This window comes from Halomonas halophila (assembly GCF_030406665.1).
Lineage (GTDB): Bacteria > Pseudomonadota > Gammaproteobacteria > Pseudomonadales > Halomonadaceae > Halomonas > Halomonas halophila.
The window spans coordinates 460,057-475,895 of the sequence record NZ_CP129121.1; the positions used below are offsets into that span (position 1 = coordinate 460,057).

General features: G+C 71.1%; 16 protein-coding genes. 8 read left to right on the forward strand and 8 right to left on the reverse strand.

Going from position 1 to position 15,839, the window contains the following annotated elements:
- Window positions 1–47 precede the first annotated feature (47 nt).
- Together QWG60_RS02080 and QWG60_RS02085 are read left to right on the forward strand one after the other, a co-directional pair.
- Window positions 48–782 (forward strand): SIR2 family NAD-dependent protein deacylase, encoded by a 735-nt coding sequence (locus QWG60_RS02080; protein ID WP_146908699.1) that lies wholly within the window; start codon window positions 48–50, stop codon window positions 780–782.
- Between the two features lie 82 nt (window positions 783–864).
- Window positions 865–1,623, forward strand: coding sequence for a tRNA-uridine aminocarboxypropyltransferase (locus QWG60_RS02085; protein WP_107181385.1), 759 nt, complete (start codon window positions 865–867; stop codon window positions 1,621–1,623).
- Between the two features lie 3 nt (window positions 1,624–1,626).
- Here the strand turns inward: QWG60_RS02085 and QWG60_RS02090 are convergent, their stop codons facing one another.
- Window positions 1,627–2,097, reverse strand: coding sequence for a MarR family winged helix-turn-helix transcriptional regulator (locus QWG60_RS02090; protein WP_035593967.1), 471 nt, complete (start codon window positions 2,095–2,097; stop codon window positions 1,627–1,629).
- A gap of 185 nt (window positions 2,098–2,282) precedes the next feature.
- Between QWG60_RS02090 and QWG60_RS02095 the strand changes: the two genes are divergently transcribed.
- The gene (locus QWG60_RS02095) at window positions 2,283–3,230 is read left to right on the forward strand and encodes a bile acid:sodium symporter family protein (protein ID WP_146908697.1); all 948 of its coding nucleotides are present in this window, start codon (window positions 2,283–2,285) and stop codon (window positions 3,228–3,230) included.
- 105 nt (window positions 3,231–3,335) lie between these two features.
- On the opposite strand, the gene QWG60_RS02100 is transcribed toward QWG60_RS02095, so the two are convergent.
- From QWG60_RS02100 to def, 7 genes are all read right to left on the reverse strand, one after another.
- Window positions 3,336–4,574 carry a TraB/GumN family protein gene (locus QWG60_RS02100; protein WP_046079548.1) on the reverse strand — a complete coding sequence of 413 codons (1,239 nt, stop codon included), beginning with the start codon at window positions 4,572–4,574 and terminating at the stop codon, window positions 3,336–3,338.
- A gap of 171 nt (window positions 4,575–4,745) precedes the next feature.
- Window positions 4,746–6,224, reverse strand: a complete 1,479-nt coding sequence (locus QWG60_RS02105) for a TrkH family potassium uptake protein (protein WP_186810066.1) — start codon at window positions 6,222–6,224, stop codon at window positions 4,746–4,748.
- Window positions 6,225–6,335: 111 nt separating this feature from the next.
- Window positions 6,336–7,709, reverse strand: a complete 1,374-nt coding sequence (gene trkA, locus QWG60_RS02110) for a Trk system potassium transporter TrkA (RefSeq protein WP_035593961.1) — start codon at window positions 7,707–7,709, stop codon at window positions 6,336–6,338.
- Between the two features lie 107 nt (window positions 7,710–7,816).
- Complete coding sequence (locus QWG60_RS02115) at window positions 7,817–8,020, reverse strand: dodecin (RefSeq protein WP_035593959.1); 204 nt, start codon at window positions 8,018–8,020, stop codon at window positions 7,817–7,819.
- 74 nt (window positions 8,021–8,094) lie between these two features.
- Window positions 8,095–9,435 carry a 16S rRNA (cytosine(967)-C(5))-methyltransferase RsmB gene (gene rsmB / locus QWG60_RS02120; RefSeq protein ID WP_146908695.1) on the reverse strand — a complete coding sequence of 447 codons (1,341 nt, stop codon included), beginning with the start codon at window positions 9,433–9,435 and terminating at the stop codon, window positions 8,095–8,097.
- Complete coding sequence (gene fmt / locus QWG60_RS02125; protein WP_107181382.1) at window positions 9,432–10,424, reverse strand: methionyl-tRNA formyltransferase; 993 nt, start codon at window positions 10,422–10,424, stop codon at window positions 9,432–9,434. The genes rsmB and fmt overlap by 4 nt, the downstream gene beginning before the upstream one ends.
- A 117-nt stretch (window positions 10,425–10,541) precedes the next feature.
- A complete protein-coding gene (def, locus tag QWG60_RS02130) occupies window positions 10,542–11,054 on the reverse strand; it encodes a peptide deformylase (protein ID WP_046079543.1) in 513 nt (170 codons plus the stop codon).
- A gap of 164 nt (window positions 11,055–11,218) precedes the next feature.
- Between def and QWG60_RS02135 the strand changes: the two genes are divergently transcribed.
- The 5 genes from QWG60_RS02135 to aroE are packed head-to-tail and all read left to right on the forward strand — an operon-like array spanning window position 11,219 to window position 15,819.
- Window positions 11,219–12,307 carry a LysM peptidoglycan-binding domain-containing protein gene (locus tag QWG60_RS02135; protein WP_146908693.1) on the forward strand — a complete coding sequence of 363 codons (1,089 nt, stop codon included), beginning with the start codon at window positions 11,219–11,221 and terminating at the stop codon, window positions 12,305–12,307.
- A 9-nt stretch (window positions 12,308–12,316) separates the two neighbouring features.
- On the forward strand, window positions 12,317–13,435 hold the full coding sequence (dprA, locus tag QWG60_RS02140; RefSeq protein ID WP_146908690.1) for a DNA-processing protein DprA: 1,119 nt from the start codon (window positions 12,317–12,319) through the stop codon (window positions 13,433–13,435).
- A 37-nt stretch (window positions 13,436–13,472) separates the two neighbouring features.
- A complete protein-coding gene (locus tag QWG60_RS02145; RefSeq protein ID WP_046079541.1) occupies window positions 13,473–14,042 on the forward strand; it encodes an L-threonylcarbamoyladenylate synthase in 570 nt (189 codons plus the stop codon).
- A 32-nt stretch (window positions 14,043–14,074) separates the two neighbouring features.
- Window positions 14,075–15,010, forward strand: a complete 936-nt coding sequence (hemF, locus tag QWG60_RS02150) for an oxygen-dependent coproporphyrinogen oxidase (protein WP_046079540.1) — start codon at window positions 14,075–14,077, stop codon at window positions 15,008–15,010.
- Window positions 15,007–15,819 carry a shikimate dehydrogenase gene (gene aroE, locus QWG60_RS02155; protein WP_146908687.1) on the forward strand — a complete coding sequence of 271 codons (813 nt, stop codon included), beginning with the start codon at window positions 15,007–15,009 and terminating at the stop codon, window positions 15,817–15,819. The genes hemF and aroE overlap by 4 nt, the downstream gene beginning before the upstream one ends.
- Window positions 15,820–15,839 lie beyond the last annotated feature (20 nt).

The following is a 15,839-nucleotide window of genomic DNA, read 5'->3' on the forward strand; positions in this document are numbered from 1 at the left end:
GCGGAATATGGCAAGCTGGGGTGAGTTCCCCGATCCGCGAGACGACCATGAGCGACGACGCCCGCCCCCACCTGGTAGTACTGACCGGCGCCGGCATCAGTGCCGAGAGCGGCATCCAGACCTTCCGCGCCGCCGACGGCCTGTGGGCCGACGAGCCCGTCGAGGCGGTCGCCACGCCGCAGGGCTGGGCCCGCGACCCCGAGCGGGTGCTGCGCTTCTACGACGCGCGCCGCGACCAGGTGCGCGGGGCCAGGCCCAACGCTGCTCACCGGGCCCTGGCCGAACTCGAGGCGGACGGCTTCCGGGTCAGCGTGGTGACCCAGAACATCGACGACCTGCACGAGCGGGCCGGCTCGCGCAGCGTGCTGCACCTGCACGGCGAGATCCTGATGGCGCGCTCCAGCGTCGACGCGAAGCTGCGCTATCCGCTGTCCCGGGGCGGCATTCGCCTCGGCGACCTCTGCGACAAGGGCGCCCAGCTGCGCCCCGACGTGGTGTGGTTCGGCGAGGCCGTGCCGGCCTATCCCGAGGCCTGCGACATCGTTGCCGAGGCCGACCTGCTGCTGGTGGTAGGCACCTCGCTGGCCGTGATGCCGGCCGCCATGCTGCTCGACCAGGCACCGTTCGGCGCGCCCTGCGCGCTGGTCGACCCCGAGGCCCAGGCCCTGGCGCCGGCCGGGGTGGCGAAGATCGCCCGGCCCGCCGGCGAGGGCGTGCCGGCGCTGGTGCGCCACTGGCGCGAGACGAGAGCGCTTTCGATGCCGGAGGGGCGGCTCGACTGAGGCGTCGCGCGGCCGGAGGCGGCGGCGGGGCGTGCTAGAATGTGGCTCCCTTATCGCCCTCTCACCTCCGGCTAGACGACTCATGCAGGACGACACCCCGACCCCCGACCACGGCGACGTGGACCCCGCCACCGGACACCCGCGGCCGCCGCGGCGCGAGTTCAAGGCCCGCGGCAGCTTCGTACGCCGCTGCGAGACCTGCAACCTGCCGGCGTTGAACTGCCTGTGCCCCTACAAGGTGACGGCGGACAGCCGCGCCCGGGTGTGGCTGATCACCCATCCGCTGGAGCACTACAAGCCCACCAACACCGGACGGCTGATCCGCGACGTCCTGCCCACCACCGAGGTCTTCACCTGGTATCGCACCGAGCCGGACGAACGGCTGCTGGCGATGCTCGAGGACGAGCGCTATGCGCCCTTCGTGATCTTCCCCGACGACCAGGCGGATTACGCCCACCGGGTGGTCGGCATGGAAACGGTGGCGGCGCGCCAGGACGATGGGCGGATTCCGGTGTTCGTCATCCTCGATGGCACCTGGCGCCAGGCGCGGCGTATCTTCCGCAAGAGCCCCTATCTGGCCGAGCTGCCGGTGCTGCCGCTCGCCACCGAGCGGCTGACCCGTTACCGACTGCGCAAGCCGGCCTCGGCTGCCCACCTGTGCACCGCCGAGGTGGCCGCGGAGCTGATGCGCCAGGCCGGCGACACCGAGGCCGCGGAGCGGCTCGACGACTACTTCGACGTGTTCAATGACAGCTATGCCGCCAGCCGGCGCCACGGCAAGATCGAGACGCCGACGCCGGCCATGCAGCGGCTACGGGCGGCCCGGGAAGGCGAGACGTAGCGATCAGGCGGGAGCGGGGGGCTCTTCCAGGGCGCCGGGTTCCTTCTGCAGGCGCCGGTCGATCAGATCGAGCGCCTCGAGCAGCGCCTCGAGCTGGGCATCACTCAGGTCGCTGAGCAGGTCGCGCTCGACGCCGAGCAGTTCCTCCTGGAGGGCGTCCACGGCGTCGCGCCCCGCCGGGGTCAGGAAGACGCGCTTGGTGCGGCGATCCTGCTCGTCGTTGACGCGCTGGACCTGGCCCTTGGCCTCCAGGCGGTCCAGGTGGCGTACCAGGCTGGAGCCTTCCATGCCGACGCGCTTGGCCAGTGCCTTCTGGCTGAGGCCGTCGCCGCCAGCACCGAGATGGACCAGTGGCGCCCAGCTGGTATCGGTGTGGCCGACCAGCGCCATGTGATGATCGAGGGCACGCCGCCAGCGGCGCGAGACGGTGGAGAGCCGGATACCGAAGCGCTCTCGGGCATTGGATGAAGTCATGGCATCAATGTTTTGTTGCTAATTATTGATCTCGAACGTATCACGGCGGCCCGGTGATCGGCCACGTTTTTCCGCCTCGAGGGGCATTGCCCGGCTTACGCCGACCGACGACCATAGGGGCGCGGGCGGCCGCGCCCGAGATCATTCATAAAAAAGCTCCCACCTTTCCATCGCAAGGACACGTCATGCATTTCTTCGAGCGCTTCAATCGTCTCTTCCCCGTCTGGGCGGTGCTGCTGGCCGTGGTGGCCGCCTTCCAGCCGCAGCTCTTCACCGGCCTGGCCGGCAGCATCAAGACGCTGCTGGTGGTCATCATGTTCGCCATGGGCCTGACGCTGTCCAAGGCCGACTTCGCCCGTGTGGTGAAGTCGCCGGCGCCGATCGCCGTGGGCGTGGCGCTGCAGTTTCTGATCATGCCGCTGGCGGCGCTGGCGATCTCGCGCCTGCTGGGACTCTCCGACGCCCTGACCATCGGCATGGTGCTGGTCGGCGCCACCGCCGGTGGCACCTCCTCCAACGTCATGACCTGGCTGGCCGGCGGCCGGGTGGCGCTGTCGGTGTCGATGACCATGGTTTCGACCCTGCTCTCGGTGGTGGCCACGCCGCTGTTGACCCTGCTGCTGGTCGGCGAGAGCGTCGACGTGCCGGTGGCGGGCATGCTGACCAGCATCGCCCAGCTGGTGGTGGCACCGATCCTGATCGGGGTGATCGTCAATCACTGGCTGGGCGAGCGCATCGCCCAGGTCGAGCCGGCGCTGGCGAGCCTGGCGATGCTGGCCATCGTGGTGATCATCGCCATCGTGGTGGCGCTCAACGCCGGGCGGCTGGCGACCCTGGGGCCGGTCGTGGCGCTGGCGGTGATCGCCCATAACGCCATCGGCCTGGCCGGCGGCTACGGCCTGGCCCGGGCGCTGCGCTTCGACGAGCGCACCGCGCGCACCATCGCCTTCGAGGTGGGGCTGCAGAACTCCGGGCTTGCCGTGGCCCTGGCCAACCAGTTCTTCAGCGCCACCGCGGCGCTGCCGGGTGCGTTGTTCTCGGTGTGGCACAACGTTTCCGGCTCGCTGCTGGCCGGCGCCTGGAAGCGTCGCCCGGCCGAGAGCGAGGCGGCGTCGGCGCTTCAGTCTCGCTGAGCCGCGCCTCGCCGACCGCACCTCGCCGGCCGCGGCGATCGGGCAGGAAAAGGGCCCCGGACAGCGATGTCCGGGGCCCTTGTCGTTGCCGGCGTGGCAGCGGCGTCAGCCGCCGAACAGGGCGCCGGCGATGCGGAAGCCGGCGATCCAGGTCCCGGCGGCGGAACCCAGGGTCGCGGTCAGGAACACCAGCAGGGTGCGCGAGACCCGGTTGCGCCACCAGCCCTTCACCTCGGTGACGTCGTGGCGCAGGGTGGCGAAGTCGCGCACCTTGGGCTTGCGCATGGCCAGCTCGACCCCGGCGGCCACGAAGCCGGCACCGATGGTGGGATTGAGCGAGGTCAGCGGGGCGGCGAACACGGTGGCGATCACCGTCAGCGGGTGGGCCAGCGCCACCAGGGTGGCGGCGCCCGAGAGCACGCCGTTGATCAGGAACCACTCGGCCACCAGCTGCCAGCCGAGCTCGGTGTTGCGCGAGAAGCCGATGGCGAAGCCGGTCAGCACCAGGGCGGTGATCAGCCAGGGCAGCGCCTTCCACACCTTAGTGGGCGGCGGCGTGGCCTCCAGTGTCTCGCGCTCCGGCGTCGGCGCCTCGGGCAGCGGCTGCTCCAGGTGCTCGGCCATGCCCTTGAGGTGGCCGGCACCGATCACCACCAGCACGTGGCGGTAGCGCCCCGGCGGACACTGTTCGGCCAGGCGCAGCACCATGTAGCGGTCGCGCTCGCTGATCAGCGGCGTGTAGAGGGTCTCGGACTCGCTGGCGAACTCGCTGAAAGTGGACTCCAGCACGTCGCCTTCCTTGAGCCGTTCGATGTCGGCCGCGGAGACGTCCTGACGCGACAGCACGCCGCCGAGCAGCCCCGAGAACAGCGAGAAACGCTGCCACCAGGGCACGTTGTGATAGATGCGCTTCAGGGTCACGCCGACGTCGCGGTCGATCAGCAGCAGCGGGAGGTTACGGGCCTGGCTGGCCTCCAGGGCGGCGCGCATCTCGGCGCCGGGCTCGATGCCGGATTGCTCGGCGACGCGCTGCTGGAAGGCGCCCAGCGCCAGACTGGCGGCCACCATCCCGGCCTTGCCCTGGCGGAAGATCTGGAACAGGTCCTGCTCGCCCAGGGCATCGGGATTGGCCAGGTTCTGGTGACGCGAGTCGCACAGCTCGATGGCCACCGCGTCGAACTCGCCGGAGTCGATCAGCTCGCGCACCTCGGTGGCGCTCTCGGCGGAGACGTGGGCGGTGCCCAGCAGGGTGTAGCGGGTCTCGCCCACCTTGAGGGTGCGGCGCGGGCCGCCGCCGGCGGCCTGCTCGCGATCGACGGTCGCGGTGTCCTGGGAGTCGGTCATGGACGCTCGGGTCTGAAGGATGAAGGCTCGATTATCCACGAAGCCCGCCGGCGGGCCAAACCCGCCGCGGGCGCTTGCACCGGCTTTGCGACTTGTCGCTGTACCGCGTCCGATGGAAGGTCGGGGGGAAGCGCTGATGGATGTCGAGCGCCGCCATGAATCCGCGTTTCCCTACTTGCGCCAGAACATCGGCGTGAACAGCACCAGCACCGTGAGGATCTCCAGCCGGCCCATCAGCATGCCGACGCACAACAGCCACTTGGCGGCGTCGGGCAGGGGGCCGAAGTTGCCCGCCGGGCCGATGATCTCGCCGAGGCCGGGGCCGACGTTGGCGACCGCGGTGACCGCGCCGGACAGGGCGGTGACCAGGTCCAGGCCCAGCAGCGACAGCCCCAGCGCCAGCCCGGCGATGGTCAGGAAGAAGAAGAACGAGAAGGCGATGACGCCGCGGGTCACGTCGTCGGTCAGCGGGTGGCCGTTGTAGCGGGCCGAGAAGACGCCGTTGGCGTGCACCAGGAAGCGAAGCTGGTTGCGCAGCAGGATGGACGCGACCTGGAAGCGGAACACCTTCATGCCGCCGCTGGTGGAACCGCTGCAGCCGCCGATGAAGCTCAGGTAGAAGAAGGCCACCGCCGCCAGGCTGCCCCAGGCGGTGTAGTCGTCGCCGGCATAGCCGGTGGTGGTGACCACCGAGACGACGTTGAAGGTCACCTGGGTGAGGGCCTCGAAGGCGTCACGGCCCTGCCAGATGCGCCAGGCGGTGAGCAGCAGGATGACCAGCGCCAGCAGGCCCAGCAGGCCGCGTACCTGCTGGTCCTGCCACAGTGCCATGCGGGCGCCGCGCAGCACCCGGATGTAGATCACGAAGGGCAGGGCGCCACCGAGCATGAACAGGCTGCCCATCCACATCAGGTGGGGCCGGTCGGCGTAGGCGCCGAAGGAGGCATCCGAGTTGGCGAAGCCCCCGGTGGCCACGGAGGTCATGGCGTGGACGATGGCGTCCAGTGGCAGCATGCCGCCGAGCCAGTAGCTTGCCACCGCGGCCAGGGTCATGCCGCAGTAGATCACCAGGGTGGCCTTGGCGATGCCACCGGTGCGGGGCATCACCTTGTCGGACCAGTCCGACGACTCGGTATGGAACAGCCGCATGCCGCCGACCTTGAGGAACGGCAGGATGGCGATGCCCATCACGATGATGCCGACCCCGCCCAGCCACTGCATCAGGCCTCGCCACAGTTTGAGGCCGTCGGAGAGGTCGTCGATGTCGCTCAGCACGGTGGAGCCGGTGGTGGTGATCCCCGAGACCGACTCGAACACCGCGTTGGAGAACGACAGCTGGGTGGCGCCCAGCACCAGCGGCAGGCTGGCGAAGCCGCTGATCGACACCCAGCTCAGCGAGGTCAGCACGAACATCTGCCAGGGCTTGAAGCTGACCTCCACGCGCAGGGTCGAGAGCAGCACCGTGGCCGAGGCGCCGAGCATGATCAGGATCGACAGGCCGAACGCCGTGGCGTCCACGTCGCCCTCCAGCAGCAGCACCAGCCAGGGCACCAGCATGAAGGCCGCCAGCACCAGCCACAGCAGGGCCAGCACCTTGAACACCGGTGCCCAGTGGCGGGTGCGCTGGATGGCCGCCCGCTTCACCAGCAGGCTCACGGGCGCGTCTCCGCGGCGTGGACCCGCGGGCGGCGAACGGCGTCATCGAACGGTGGCAGGTGTGTCATGCGGATTCCCTCGCGTGAAGGCCGGCGGCGCTCGGCATCAGAAGAAGGTCAGGCCGACCTGGAACAGCCGCTCCACGTCGCGGATGCGGCGCTTGTCGATGACGAACAGAATGATGTGATCCCCGGACTGGATGACCACGTCGTCGTGGGCGATCAGCACGTCCTTGCCGCGCACCACGGCACCGATGGTGGTGCCCCGGGGGAGGTCGATCTCGCCAATGGCACGGCCGACCACCTTGGACGACTGCTGGTCGCCGTGGGCGATGGCCTCGATGGCCTCGGCGGCGCCGCGGCGCAGCGAGTGCACGTTGACGATGTCGCCGCGACGCACGTGGGTCAGCAGGCTGCCGATGGTGGCCTGCTGCGGCGAGATGGCAATGTCGATCTCGCCGCCCTGGACCAGGTCGACGTAGGCGGCGTTGTTGATCAGGGTGAGGACCTTCTTGGCGCCCATGCGCTTGGCCAGCATCGACGACATGATGTTGACCTCGTCGTCGTTGGTCAGCGCGCAGAAGATATCGCAGTCCTCGATGTTCTCTTCCTCCAGCAGGCGCTTGCTGGTGGCGCTGCCGTGGAGCACCACGGTGCGGTCGAGGCGCTCGGAGAGCTGGGTGCAGCGCTCGAGGCTGTGCTCGACGATCTTCACCTGGTGGCTGTGCTCGAGGTGCTCGGCGAGGCGCTCGCCGATGTTGCCGCCGCCGGCGATGATCACCCGGCGGAAGTCGCGCTCGAGGCGACGCAGCTCGCTCATCACCGCGCGGATGTCGCGGCGGTCGGCGATGAAGAACACCTCGTCGTCGGCCTCGATGACGGTGTCGCCGCGGGGGATGATCGGCCGGTTGCGGCGATAGATGGCCGCCACCCGGGTGTCCACGCTGGGCATGTGGCGGCGCAGGAAGCCGAGCTCCTGGCCGACCAGCGGGCCGCCGTAGAAGGCCTTCACCGCCACCAGCTGGACCTGGCCCCCGGCGAATTCCAGCACCTGCAGGGCGCCAGGGTGCTCGATCAACCGGCGGATATGGTCGGTGACCACCTGCTCGGGGCTGATCAGCACGTCGATGGGCACCGCCTCGTGGGCGAACAGGCCCTTGCGGGTCAGGTAGGCGGTGGCGCGGACGCGGGCGATCTTGGTCGGCGTGCGGAACAGCGTGTAGGCGACCTGACAGGCGATCATGTTCACCTCGTCGGAGTTGGTCACCGCGATCAGCATGTCGGCGTCTTCGCAGCCCGCCTGGCGCAGCACCATCGGATAGGAGCCGGCGCCGGTCACGGTGCGGATATCGAGCCGGGTATGAAGCTCGCGGAGCTTCTTGGCATCGGTGTCCACCACCGTGATCTCGTTCTCTTCGTGCGCCAGGTGTTCGGCCAGGGTTCCGCCGACCTGGCCGGCGCCGAGGATGATGATCTTCATCGCGTGTCACAGTCCGCAGCAAGACGGACGGCGCCGCGCGAGCGCCGTCTCTGGATGGGCGGCAAGCCTAAACCAGCCGTGGGTGGATGAACAGGGCGGAATCGCGCTCAGTCCAGGGTGAAGCCGACCTTGATCGTGACCTGCCAGTGGGCCACCCGGCCGTGCTCGATGTGGCCGCGGGTGTCGATGACCTCGAACCAGCGCATGCCGTGCAGGCTCTCCGAGGCCTTGGTCAGCGCGCCCTGGATGGCGTCCTCGATGCTGGTCTCGGAGCTGCCGGTCAGCTCGATGTGCTTGTAGGTGTGGTTCATGGTGTCGTCCTCTGGCAGCGGGGAAATGGCACGGATGCCGGCGCGGGAGGCCCGTGCCGGCATCCTCGGGCCGCTCAGTCGGCCCGCTTCCTCAGTCTGGCATAGAAGAAGCCGTCATGGCTGTCGGCGCTTGGCAGCAGCTGGCGGCCGGCCCCGGCGGGACGGCCCCAGGCCACGCCTTCCGGCGTGGTGACCTCGGCGTCCGGGGTGCGCGCCAGGAAGGCGGCGACCTGGTCGGCGTTCTCCTCCGGCAGCACCGAGCAGGTGGCGTAGAGCAGGGTGCCGCCCGGGGCCAGCAGCGGCCACAGGTTGTCGAGCAGCCGGGCCTGCAGTTCGGCCAGCTTGGCGATGTCCGAGGGGCGGCGCAGGCGCTTGATGTCCGGGTGGCGGCGGATCACGCCGCTGCCGGAACAGGGCGCGTCGAGCAGGATGGCGTCGAAGGGCGTGCCGTCCCACCAGTCGCGCCGGGTGGCGTCGCCGTGGGCCAGGTCGGCCTCCAGGCCGAGCCGCGACAGGGTGTCTTCCACCCGTGCCAGGCGGGTGTCGTCGCTGTCGATGGCCTGCAGGTCGACGTCGAACAGCTCGAGCAGATGGGCGGTCTTGCCGCCCGGCGCGCAGCAGGCGTCCAGCACCCGGGCGCCGGGGCGCGGGGCGAGCGTCGGGCCGAGCAGCTCGGCGGCCAGCTGGGCCGCCTCGTCCTGCACGCTGACCAGCCCTTCCTGGAAGCCGGGCAGCTGGCCGACGTCGCAGGGCTCGTCGAGGGTCAGGCCCTCGGGGGAGTGCAGGCACAGGCGGGCGCCGATGTCCGGGGTATCGAGCCGCGCGAGGTAGCTCTCGCGGTCGCCGTGGCGGCGATTGACGCGCAGCGTCATCGGGCCCGGCAGGTTGTTGGCCTCGCAGATCGCCCGCCAGTCGTCCGGCCAGGCCTGGCGGAAGGCCTTGAGCCACCACTTGGGATGCAGCAGCGCCACCGCCGGATCGCGATCGACCTCGGCCTGGAGCGGGCCGGCCTCGCGCTGCAGGCGGCGCAGGCAGCCGTTGAGCACCCGGGTGGCCCAGGGCTTGTTGATCAGCCGCGCGGCGCCGGCGGTCTCGCCCACCGCGGCGTGAGGCGGGATGCGCATGTAGAGCAGCTGGTAGATGCCCACCAGCAGCAGCGCCTGAACGTCGGCGTCGCGGGGCTTGAACGGCTTGTCCAGCAGCTTGCCGGCGAGTGCCTCGAGGCGGCACAGGGTGCGGCAGCTGCCGAAGCACAGCTCCTTGAACAGGCTGCGGTCCCGGGAGACGACCTGATGGTCGTCGAGATTGCTGAGCGAGCCGCGGCCGGAGATCACCGGCACCAGGGCACGGGCGGCGGCGGCGCGCACCGCCTGGCCGGTGTCGGGCGAGCGGGAGGAATGGCGCGGCTGGTTCATGCGGTGGTCTCCTGGTTCGGCCGGCCCAGGCGACTGCCGGGCGCGAATCGATCCGCGCGAGCCTTGAGCAGCTCGCGCACGTCGAGGGGCTTGCCGCCGGGCAGCTGGGCCCGGGTGACGCGAAGGACCTGATCGCCGCGCTCGCCGCAGGCGATGCGCAGGGCGTCGTCCGCTTGGGGCAGCAGGGTGCCGGGCGCGGCGCTTTCGCCGCCGGGTGTGGCTTGAGCGTCGGCCTCGGCCATCAGCAGGCGCAGGCGATCGTCGCCCATCGCGCACCAGGCCACCGGCCAGGGATTGAAGGCGTGGATGCGCGCGGCCAGGGCCTCGGCGTTCTCGCGGAAGTCCAGCTCGGCCTCGGCCTTGGACAGCTTGGCGGCATAGGTGACGCCGTCCTCGGGCTGGGGCGTGGCCGCGAGGCCGTCGCCGGCCAGCGCGTCCAGCGTCTCGACCATGGCCCGGCCGCCCTGGGCGGCCAGGGCATCGTGCAGGGCGCCGCCGGTGGTGGCGGCGGTGATCGGGGTGCGGGCGATACGCAGCATGGCGCCGGTGTCGAGCCCTTCGTCCATCTGCATGATGGTCACGCCGCTCTCGGCGTCGCCGGCCTCGATGGCGCGCTGGATGGGCGCTGCCCCGCGCCAGCGCGGCAGCAGCGAGGCGTGGACGTTGATGCAGCCGAGGCGCGGCGTGTCGAGCACCGCCTTGGGCAGGATCAGGCCGTAGGCCACCACCACCATGATGTCGGCTTCGAGGGCGGCCAGTTCCGCCTGGGCCTCGGGCGTCTTCAGCGACGCCGGCTGGTAGACTGGCAGCTCATGTGCCAGGGCCAGCGCCTTGACCGGGCTCGGGGTGAGCTTGCGGCCGCGGCCGGCGGGGCGGTCGGGCTGGGTGTAGACGGCGACGACGCGATGGGAGCTCGCCAGCAACGCCGCCAGGCTCTCGGCGGCGAAGTCGGGCGTGCCGGCGAAGATGACGCGCAGGGGTCGGGACATGGGTTCGGGGCCTTGCCGGAATGAATGCCGCCCATGATAACGGAGCCGGGCCCAAACGACGAAGGCCGGCGCCCATCCGGGCACCGGCCTTCATGTCGCGAAGGGCGTCGAGGCGGCTCAGGCCGGCTGGGTCAGCCGGTGGCGCTTCTGCATCTTCTTCATCACCCGGTCGCGCTTGAGCGGCGAGAGATAGTCGACGAACAGCACGCCCTCGAGGTGGTCGTACTCGTGCTGGATGCAGTGGGCCAGCAGGCCGTCGGCCTCGAGCTCGTAGGGCTGGCCGTCGCGATCCAGCGCCTCGAGCCGGACCTTCAGCGCCCGCGGCACCTCGGCGTAGTACTCGGGCACCGACAGGCAGCCCTCCTGCATCGGCTCGCGCTCCTCGCCGATCGGGGTGTACTCGGGGTTGATCAGCACCAGCGGCGTGCTCTGGTCCTCGCTGACGTCGATCACGATGACCCGGCGATGCACGTCCACCTGGGTGGCCGCCAGGCCGATGCCGGGTGCGGCGTACATGGTCTCGAGCATGTCGTCGACCAGCTGGCGCACCTCGTCGTCGACCGTCTCGACCGGGGCCGCCTTGGTGCGGAGCCGCTCGTCGGGGAATTCGAGAATGGGGAGTTTGGCCATGGCGTTGGTGTCACCGTTGTGCTGTCATTCGGGAAATACGACTATTCTAGAAGCCTGCGGCGAGCCGGGAAACCGCGCCTCGCGCATCGTATCGATAGCATCAGACTATACCACGATGGCGAGGTTCCCGGTGCCGCCGCGATCATCGGCCGGGGAGCAAGGGAATGAAGCAGATCGGACGCAGCGGGCTCGTGAGGCGCTGGCTGGGGACGCTGGCGCTGGGGGCGATGGCGGCCGGTGTCGTCCAGGCGCAGGGGCTGTCCTGGAATGACGGGCTGCGGGGCGACGCGCCGGATCGCTATACCGTGGTGCGGGGCGATACCCTGTGGGACATCTCCGGGCGCTTCCTGCAGCACCCCTGGCAGTGGCCCGAGGTGTGGCAGGTCAATCCCCAGATCGAGAACCCGCACCTGATCTACCCCGGCGACATCGTCACCCTCTATGACTGCGGCGGCCGGGCCTGCCTGGGGCTGGAGCGCGGCCGGGGCGTGGTGCGCCTGTCGCCCGAGGTGCGCACCGTGCCGCGGCGCGAGGCCATCGACCCGATTCCGCTGGAATCCGTGCGCCTGTTCACCCGTGATCACCGGGTCATCACCGACCCCGAGACGCTCGCCGAGCTGGCCTACGTGGTGGGCGGCGACGATCGGCGGCTGATCAGCGGTGCCGGCGATCGCTTCTATGCCCGCGGCGAGGTGCCGGCCGGCGGTCGCGTCGGCATCTATCGCCCCGGAAAGCGCTATCTCGACGAGGCTACCGGCGAGGTACTGGGCCTCAAGCTCGAGAGTGTGGGCGAGGCCCGCCAGCTGCGCCAGGAAGACGACATCGCGGTGCTCGAGGCCACCAGGACCCGCCAGGAGATCCGCAACGACGACATCATCCTGCCGCTGGAAGACCGTGGTCTGGTCACCGAGTTCCAGCCGCGGGCGCCGGAGCGCCGGGTCGACGGCCGCATCCTGTCGGTGCCCGGCGGCGTGCGCTTCATCGGGCGGCTGCAGATGGTCGCCCTGGACCGCGGTACCCGCGACGGCCTGGCGCCCGGCCATGTGCTGACGGTGGAGCAGCGCGGTGAGCTGGTCAACGACCCGCGCACCGGCGAGATGCTGCGCCTGCCCGGCGAAGACGCCGGCCTGGTGATGGTCGTGCGGCCCTACGAGAAGATGAGCTACGGCCTGGTGATGCAGGCCTCGCGCACCCTGGCGGTGGGCGATCGCCTGCATACCCCGGGCGCAGGCCTGGACACCGCGCAGCGCTAGGCCGCGATCATGCCGACGGCCAGGGAGTGGTGGCTGCTGTCGCGCCTGCCCGGGCTCGGACCCGCGGGGCTGGCCGAACTCGCCGCCCGGGCCCCGGCCTGGCCCGAGGGCTGGCTGGCGGTGATGCCGCGCGAGGCGGCGACCGCCCTGCGGCTGTGGCTCGACCATCCCGCCAGGAGCCCGCTGACGGCCTCGCTCGATGCCGACGAGGCCTGGCTCGCCGAGGCGCCCGATCGCGTGCTGCTGCATCCCGATCATCCCGCCTGGCCGGCGCCGCTGGCCCAGATCGCCGATCCGCCGCCGGTGCTGTGGGCCTGGGGCGATCTCGGCGCGCTGGCGCCGCCGCGGCTGGCCATGGTCGGCACTCGCAAGCCGACTCGTGAGGGACTCGCCAACGCCGGCGGCTTCGCCCGGGCGTTGGCCGAGCGCGGCTGGGGCGTGGTCAGCGGCATGGCGCTGGGCATCGACGCCGCCGCCCAGCAGGCGGCGCTGGATGCCGGTGGACGCAGCGTGGCGGTGCTGGGCGGTGGGGCGGACGTCATCTACCCGGCCCGCCATCGCGCCCTGCACGAGCGGCTGCGCGAGCCGGGCGGCCTGCTGCTGTCCGAACATCCGCCCGGCACCAAGCCTCATCCCGCCTTCTTCCCGCGCCGCAATCGCATCGTCACCGGGCTGTCTCGCGGCGTGCTGGTGGTGGAAGCCGCCGAGCGCAGCGGCTCGCTGGTCAGCGCCCGGCTGGCCGGCGAGCAGGGCCGCGAGCTGTTCGCCGTGCCGGGCTCGATCCACAATCCCCAGGCGCGCGGCTGCCTGGGGCTGCTGCGCGACGGCGCGGTGCTGGTGCGCGACGTCGACGACATCCTCGCCGAGCTGCCCGCCTGGGCCGCGCCGGTGGAGGCAACGCCCGCGTGTCCCGAGGCGGACGCTGCGCCGGCGGCCTCCACGGGCAACGACGACCCGCTGCTGGCCTGGCTCAGCGACACCCCGACCCCGGTCGATGCCCTGGTGAACCTCACCGGGCTGTCGGTGGCCGACTGCCAGCGCCGGTTGCTGGCCCTCGAGCTGGAGGGGCGCGCCGGCCCCGCCGCCGGCGGCTGGGTGCGCCTGCCGGCCCCCGGGGGAGCGTGGTAGAATCCCGGCCCATGTCGGACATCGCCGGAATCCCCACATGACCCTGGATCCTTCCCTCGCCGACGCCGTGGCCGCCCTGCGCGCCGGCGGCGTGATCGCCTATCCCACCGAGGCCGTCTGGGGCCTTGGCTGCGACCCTGACGACGCCACCGCCCTGACCCGGCTGCTCGCGCTCAAGCGCCGAGACCCGGCCAAGGGCGTGATCCTGGTGGCCGCCGACCTCGAGCAGCTGGCGCCCTGGCTGGAAGGGCTCGACGACGCCCGCCGGCAGGCCCTGGCCGAGCCCCGCGACACGCCGACCACCTGGCTGGTGCCGGACAACGGCCGGTCGCTGCCGCTGGTGCGTGGCGAGCACGACCGGGTGGCGCTGCGGGTCAGCGACCACCCGCTGGTCGCCGCCCTGTGCCGCGCCTTCGGCGGCCCCATCGTCTCGACCTCGGCCAACCGCGCCGGCGAGCCCTCGGCGATGAGCGCCGACGAGATCCGTGCGATCTTCGGTGACGGGCAAGATGACGAGCTCGATGCCGTGCTCGACGGCCCACTGGGCGGCCACGACCGCCCCAGCACCATCCGCGACCTGGTCACCGGCCGCGTGCTGCGCGACTGACTCCCCGCTTCACTGCCGATCAAGGAGGCCCCGTGGCCTACGCCCATCTCGACCCCGTGAAGACCTATCTGCTCGACCTCCAGGACCGGCTGTGCGAGGCGCTGGCCGCCGAGGACGGCCAGGCGACCTTCCGCGAGGACGCCTGGGAGCGCGCCGAGGGCGGCGGCGGCCGCTCGCGGGTGATCGAAGACGGCGCCGTGTTCGAGAAGGGCGGCGTCAACTTTTCCCACGTGCATGGCGCGACCCTGCCGCCCTCGGCCACCGCCGCCCGGCCCGAGCTCGCCGGCCGCGGCTTTCACGCGGTGGGCGTGTCCTGGGTGCTGCATCCGACCAATCCCCACGTGCCCACCAGCCACGGCAACGTGCGCTTCCTGATCGCCGAGAAGGAGGGCGAGGACCCGGTATGGTGGTTCGGCGGCGGCTACGACCTGACGCCCTTCTACCCGGTGCTCGAGGACGTGCGCCACTGGCACCGGGTGGCCCGCGACGCCTGCGCGCCCTTCGGCGACGACGTCTACCCGCGCTTCAAGGCCTGGTGCGACGACTACTTCTACTTGAAGCATCGCGACGAGACCCGCGGCGTCGGCGGGCTGTTCTTCGACGACCTCAACGAGGGCGGCTTCGACGACTGCTTCGCCTTCCAGCGCGCGGTCGGCGACAGTTTCCTCGACGCCTACCTGCCGATCGTGCGGCGCCGCCGCGAGACCGCCTATGGCGAGCGCGAGCGCGACTTCCAGCTCTATCGCCGCGGCCGCTACGTGGAGTTCAACCTGGTGTGGGACCGTGGGACCCTGTTCGGCCTGCAGAGCGGCGGGCGCACTGAATCGATCCTGATGTCGATGCCGCCGCTGGCGCGCTGGGAATATGCCTGGACGCCGGAAGCCGGCAGCCCCGAAGCGGACCTCTACGACAACTACCTGGCGCCCCGGGACTGGCTGGGCGAGCAGGACAAGGAGAACCCGGCATGACGGATCGCTACTGTGTCTTTGGCCACCCGATCGGCCACTCGAAGTCTCCGGCCATCCACGCCGCCTTCGCCGAGCAGACCGGCGAGACGCTCGAATACACCGCCATCGAGGCGCCGCTGGACGACTTCGCCGGCGCCTGGCGGGCCTTCGTCGAGGCGGGCGGGCGCGGCGCCAACGTCACCGTGCCGTTCAAGGAAACGGCCTACCGGCTGTGTGATGCGCTCACTCCCCGGGCCGAGCGCGCCGGGTCGGTGAACACCCTGATCCTCGAGGCCGACGGCCACACCCGGGGCGACACCACCGACGGCGCCGGCCTGGTCGGCGACCTCAAGCGCCGCGGTGTGACGCTTTCCGGGGCGCGGATTCTGGTGCTCGGCGCCGGCGGCGCGGTGCGCGGCGTGCTGGAACCGCTGCTGGCGGAAGCCCCGGCGAGCCTGCATATCGCCAACCGCACCGGCGGCAAGGCCGACGGCCTGGCCGCGGACTTCGCGGACCTGGGCCGGGTGAGCGGCGGTGGCTTCGAATCGGTGGAAGGCCCCTTCGATCTGGTGGTCAACGGCACCAGCGCCAGCCTCGGCGGCGATCTGCCGCCGCTGCCGAACGATCTGTTCGCCCCCAGCGCCACCGCCTATGACATGATGTACGGCGCCGAGCCCACGGTCTTCCTGCGCTGGGCCGCCGAGCGAGACGCGGCCACCATTGACGGCCTGGGCATGCTGGTGGGCCAGGCGGCCGAGTCCTTCTATCTATGGCGCGGCGTACGCCCGGACGTGGAACCGGTGCTGGAGGCGCTGCGCCGGGCGCTGTAACGCCACCAGGCCGCGAACAA

Coding starts and splice junctions, on each gene's coding strand:
- QWG60_RS02145 (WP_046079541.1), top strand. CDS start 13,473: ATGACCCTGGATCCTTCCCTCGCCGACGCCGTGGCCGCCCTGCGCGCC.
- QWG60_RS02135 (WP_146908693.1), top strand. CDS start 11,219: ATGAAGCAGATCGGACGCAGCGGGCTCGTGAGGCGCTGGCTGGGGACG.
- dprA (WP_146908690.1), top strand. CDS start 12,317: ATGCCGACGGCCAGGGAGTGGTGGCTGCTGTCGCGCCTGCCCGGGCTC.
- aroE (WP_146908687.1), top strand. CDS start 15,007: ATGACGGATCGCTACTGTGTCTTTGGCCACCCGATCGGCCACTCGAAG.
- fmt (WP_107181382.1), bottom strand. CDS start 10,424: ATGTCCCGACCCCTGCGCGTCATCTTCGCCGGCACGCCCGACTTCGCC.
- QWG60_RS02090 (WP_035593967.1), bottom strand. CDS start 2,097: ATGACTTCATCCAATGCCCGAGAGCGCTTCGGTATCCGGCTCTCCACC.
- def (WP_046079543.1), bottom strand. CDS start 11,054: ATGGCCAAACTCCCCATTCTCGAATTCCCCGACGAGCGGCTCCGCACC.
- QWG60_RS02095 (WP_146908697.1), top strand. CDS start 2,283: ATGCATTTCTTCGAGCGCTTCAATCGTCTCTTCCCCGTCTGGGCGGTG.
- QWG60_RS02100 (WP_046079548.1), bottom strand. CDS start 4,574: ATGACCGACTCCCAGGACACCGCGACCGTCGATCGCGAGCAGGCCGCC.
- QWG60_RS02115 (WP_035593959.1), bottom strand. CDS start 8,020: ATGAACCACACCTACAAGCACATCGAGCTGACCGGCAGCTCCGAGACC.
- QWG60_RS02080 (WP_146908699.1), top strand. CDS start 48: ATGAGCGACGACGCCCGCCCCCACCTGGTAGTACTGACCGGCGCCGGC.
- trkA (WP_035593961.1), bottom strand. CDS start 7,709: ATGAAGATCATCATCCTCGGCGCCGGCCAGGTCGGCGGAACCCTGGCC.
- rsmB (WP_146908695.1), bottom strand. CDS start 9,435: ATGAACCAGCCGCGCCATTCCTCCCGCTCGCCCGACACCGGCCAGGCG.
- QWG60_RS02085 (WP_107181385.1), top strand. CDS start 865: ATGCAGGACGACACCCCGACCCCCGACCACGGCGACGTGGACCCCGCC.